The following is a 4,842-nucleotide window of genomic DNA, read 5'->3' on the forward strand; positions in this document are numbered from 1 at the left end:
CATTATACCAGCTCAAAAGTAATTTTTCTTTATAAATTATTAAAAATTCATTTTAGATTAAGAAGGATTTAAAGATTCTTTAAATCCACTCTTCTATCATTTCAGCCATTTCTGTTATTGAGGCTTGGTGCCAGTCCACAGCCGGAATGGCTTTTTGAAATTCAGGTCCATATTTGGCAGTGATGATGCGGCGGTCAAGAATTACCAAAATCCCTTTATCTTCTGGAGTTCGTATAAGCCTGCCGAAACCTTGCCGGAACCTTAATAAGGCTTCAGGTAATGAATACGCAGAGAAAGGATTGCGCCCTTGTTTTTCGAGAAGTTGGCATTTTGCAGCTGTCACTGGTTCATCCGGTGGCGAAAATGGCAGCCTGACAATGATTAAACAAGATAGATCCTCACCGGGGATATCGACGCCTTCCCATAGGCTGGTTGTCCCAAATAGGACGGCTTTCTCGAAGTTTTGGAAATTCCTGAGCAGCCTCATCCGGCTTCCGCCAGAAATCCCTTGGGCAAACAGCGTGAACTCATCCAGTACGCCACTGTCTTTGATGGAATGATAGGTGGCCCGCAGCATTTCATGCGAGGTGAATAATACCATCATTCTCCCTTTCGCTGCCTGAGCGGCAGCAATAATATGATTTGCCGCTGTTTCGGAGAATTCCTCCACCGATAAGCAATTGATATCTGGTAGATCATTTGGCACCAGTACCTTTACGAGTTCCTTATAAGGAAAGGGTGAAGGTAAACTTGCCGTCTGCATTGGCTCATTCTCTAAACCGAGCTGTTCTTTAAAATACTTAAAAGAATTCTTCACCACGAGGGTTGCCGATGTCATGACCACACTCTTTTGACGCCCGAAATAGGAATCCCAAAGCCGTTTACTTCCTGCAATCGGCTGAACCGTCAAAGTCACCCCATGCTGGGGTGCTGCATTCGTATAATCCAGCCAATAAATATTTTCTTCATGCGGCTTGATGAAAAATTCATGCAAGGAGTCCCTGGTATCCTGTAAATGTCCAAGCAGCACCTCAATATCATTCAAGTGAAATAATGAATTTTTTCCTAAGGGGGACTCATTATTCAATAAAAGAGCCAATCTTTTCTCTATCTCCGTGATGATGTATCCTAATAAATCGACCAATCGCTCAGCGACCAGAATCGCTTTACCCCATCTTCCATCATCGATTTTGAATGAAAGCCGTTTCGGACTCATGGAACGTGAAAGTTTTTCCGCCTGATTGGAAATATAATAAAAAAGCTGTTCGAATTCATACGAAAAATCACTAAGCTTTTGATCTAATTCATGCATGGACTTCCCATCCGTCAATCCATTATTTAAGAGCATCCTGTCCAATTTATATAATAATTGCTTTTGATCTGATGTCCCCATTCTGTTCAAAACCGTCTTCACCGAAATGTAATTAAGCCTGCTCCCAAGCTGTTTAGATGCAGCTTGTTCCAAATGGTGTGCTTCATCGAGAACCAAATACCCCTTTTTTGGAATCAAGGCGTCTTCTGTAAGCAGATCCGTCATTAAAAACGAATGGTTAGTAATGATGATATCCGCTTTGGCAGCTGTTCTTTTTGCCCGTTCAAAAAAATCCAATTCAAGCCAGGGCTGTTTTAAACCGGCGTATGTAAGGCCATCACTTTGAAGCCTATTCCAAAATAGCTGCCCCCCGCTTGTGAGATTCAATTCATCTTTATCGCCTGTTACTGTTTCAGTAAGCCAAACCAATATCTGCATTTTCGTTAATGCCGTTTCATAATTATCTTCCTTTTCACGCAATGCCCTTTCGAACTTTGCCAAGCTCAAATAATTACTTCTCCCCTTTAGTAAAACAGCTTGAAATGTAAAGGGAAGAATTTTCTTAAGCTTAGGAACCTCGTTTTGTAGAAGTTGATCCTGTAGCTGAAGCGTATACGTCGAAACGACGACAGGCTTATGATGTTTTTTTGCAAAATAAACAGCCGGAAGCAGATAGCCTATGGATTTTCCAATACCTGTCCCTGCTTCTATGATTGCATCCTGGCTGGATTCGAAGGAATGGTGAATCATGTTCATCATATCAAGTTGTCCGCTTCTTGCTTCAAAGGCAGGAAATGCACTTTGAAGCATGGCTATTTTTTCCTCATCGTCGAGCGGGAATTTCGACTCCGTGTCTTTATGATCACCTTCGTTTTCGGCCTTTTTAAATGCAAGGCCCCTATACGTAATAAGATCAGGTGAATGGACTTCTGCTTTAGCAAGTTTGCTTGCAATGCAAACATCTATTAATTCGGAAACCTCACTTTGTAAGGAAAAAGATAATCGATATAACTGTTTAAGTGTCATGACTGGAAGGTACATCAGCTTTTTTTTCAACTCCAACAATAATAAAGCGGTGGCATATGCATCACTATCCGCTTGATGGGGCCTGGAATGATCCAGGTTTTCTTCTTTAGCCAGCTGGTGCAGCTTATATCCATCGGATGTTGGTTTTAATATTTTCGCTAACTCCACTGTATCAAGGGTGGAACCATAAAACGGCTCAAACCCGCATCGTACTAGTTCTTCCTGTAAAAAAGATAAATCAAATAAAACATTATGGGCAACAAAACAAGCCCCTTCTATAAGCCGGGCAATATTTTCTGCAACATCTTCAAAGTCAGGTGCATTTTTTACCGTCTCGTTGCTTATTCCGGTCAATTCTTCAATAAACAAGGAAATTTCCTGTCCAGGGTGGATGAATGTCGAGTATTCATCCACAATTTGGTCATTTTCGATGACCACGCCAGCAAATTGTATTATCCTATCTCCTTTTTTTGGAGAATTCCCTGTCGTTTCCAAATCAACCACTACATATCGTTGCATCATGAATTGTACACCTCAAACTTCGCTTTCTCCACTTCCTGATGGAATTCTCTTATCTTTTTTATACCATAATAATCGTAATAAAGGAAACAAGCCGTTCATCAAAAGACTAAAAGGGCCGGCACCTGTATGCATGATTCATGCATATGTGCCGGCCCCTCGCTTACATGATGGTAGCTGCTGGTTCGTTTGAAATCAAATCAATGATTTTGTTGTTTTCATCCATGATCGCAACTTTTGGTTTGTGTTCCCCCAGTTTATCCTCTGAAACCATTATATAAGAAATGATTATCACGATATCATCCGGCTGCACCAGTCTGGCTGCCGCTCCATTCAAACACACTACACCGCTCCCCCGTTCACCCGCAATCACATACGTTTCAAGTCGTGCACCATTATTATTATTCACGATGGCGACTTTTTCGTTAGGCAGAATACCCACCGCATCAATTATGTCTTCATCAATCGTAATGCTGCCTACATAATTCAAATTAGCTTCAGTTACTCGTGCACGGTGAATTTTCCCATTCATCATCGTTCGAAACATCTCAATTCCCCCTAATTTCTCATGAATCATTCCACATATAAGGTGATATTATCAATTAGTCTTGCATGCTTGAACTTTACAGCCATTGCAATGATGACGTTTCCTGCCAGCGATTCAAGTGGTTTAAGTTCCGGATATTGATAGATTTCAATATAGTCGATCACTCCACTTGTGTGGACAGCAATATGTTCATTTACTAAGGCCGTGACGGTTGCTGCATTTCTTTCACCTGATTCAACCGCCTCTTTGGCCTTTAATAAACTTTGGTACAGTTCTTTAGCCTCCATGCGTTCTTGATCTGATAGGTTAACATTTCGCGAGCTCTTCGCTAACCCATCTTCTTCGCGAACGGTATCTACAGCAACTAGCTGGATAGGGAAATGAAAGTCTTTGATCAGTCCATCTATCACTGCGACTTGCTGGGCATCCTTCTTACCAAAGTAAGCTCTATCAGGAAGGATGATATTGAAGAATTTCGTTAAGACCGTCGCTACACCATCAAAGTGTCCAGGTCTTTGTCTCCCGCATAAAACATCCGTCCTGCTTTGGACAACAACCTTCACAGATGGTTCTTCACCGTACATTTCGTGGACTGTCGGATAGAAGAGATAATCCACTCCGCCATTTGCTGCGACATTTTCATCCCGCGCCAAATCCCGCGGATATGTTTCAAAATCCTCATTAGGTCCAAATTGCATCGGATTCACAAAAATACTCAATACCACAATATCATTTTCGTTGCGAGCCTTTTCCAAAAGGGTTGCATGCCCCTCATGTAAAAACCCCATCGTCGCTACATAGCCTATGCTTTTGTGATTGTTTTTTTCCTCTTTGAGTGCCAGTTGCAAATCAGCAGCTGATGTAAAAGTTTTCATCTTTTCCCTCCATAAAGTTCAGAAAGCTGCTCTTCTTTCATTGTAAAAGTATGTTCTTTCGACGGAAAATCTTTAGATTTCACTTCATTCACAAAGCTTGTAATAGATTGACCAATAAGTTCATTTGCATCTCCATAAACTTTTACGAATTTCGCTAGCCGGTCTACCCCATACTTGATGACATCATGGTAAACGAGGACTTGACCATCCGTTTCTGCGCCTGCCCCAATTCCGATGGTGGGAATTTCCAGGTTCCGTGTAACGAGTTCCCCCACTTGATATGGAACACATTCAAATACAATTGCCATCGCTCCCGCCGCTTCACACTTTCTCGCATCTTCCAAGAGCTGTGCTGCACTTTCAGCATCTTTACCTTGCACTTTATAGCCGCCCAGAACGCCGACTGATTGAGGAGTCAAGCCAAGATGGGCTACAACCGGGATGCCGGCCTTGGTCAATGCTGATATTTTTTCAACAACATCATCCGCGCCCTCGAGCTTCACGGCATCGGCATGACCTTCCTGCATGATTCGGGCTGCATTCTTGAGTGTTTCATCCATAGC

General features: G+C 42.2%; 4 protein-coding genes. All 4 read right to left on the minus strand.

The features are described 5' to 3' along the window. Positions 1-79: 79 nt before the first annotated feature. Entirely contained in the window at positions 80-2,860 is a 2,781-nt protein-coding gene (gene dinG, locus ACFVSH_RS22880) for an ATP-dependent DNA helicase DinG (protein ID WP_387597585.1), read from the minus strand. 160 nt (positions 2,861-3,020) lie between these two features. Beyond that, positions 3,021-3,404 (minus strand): aspartate 1-decarboxylase, encoded by a 384-nt coding sequence (panD, locus tag ACFVSH_RS22885; protein ID WP_260286003.1) that lies wholly within the window; start codon positions 3,402-3,404, stop codon positions 3,021-3,023. Positions 3,405-3,430: 26 nt separating this feature from the next. Then, the gene (panC, locus tag ACFVSH_RS22890; protein ID WP_387707985.1) at positions 3,431-4,279 is read right to left on the minus strand and encodes a pantoate--beta-alanine ligase; all 849 of its coding nucleotides are present in this window, start codon (positions 4,277-4,279) and stop codon (positions 3,431-3,433) included. Continuing rightward, a partial coding sequence (panB, locus tag ACFVSH_RS22895; RefSeq protein ID WP_387707987.1) for a 3-methyl-2-oxobutanoate hydroxymethyltransferase occupies positions 4,276-4,842 on the minus strand: 567 nt, incomplete at its 5' end. The genes panB and panC, both read right to left, overlap by 4 nt.

The organism is Peribacillus sp. NPDC058002 (assembly GCF_042886655.1).
Taxonomy (GTDB): domain Bacteria; phylum Bacillota; class Bacilli; order Bacillales; family DSM-1321; genus Peribacillus; species Peribacillus aracenensis.

Excerpts from the sequence above, each read along its gene's own strand:
- panD (WP_260286003.1), bottom strand. The coding sequence starts at position 3,404 with ATGTTTCGAACGATGATGAATGGGAAAATTCACCGTGCACGAGTAACT.
- panC (WP_387707985.1), bottom strand. The coding sequence starts at position 4,279 with ATGAAAACTTTTACATCAGCTGCTGATTTGCAACTGGCACTCAAAGAG.
- dinG (WP_387597585.1), bottom strand. The coding sequence starts at position 2,860 with ATGATGCAACGATATGTAGTGGTTGATTTGGAAACGACAGGGAATTCT.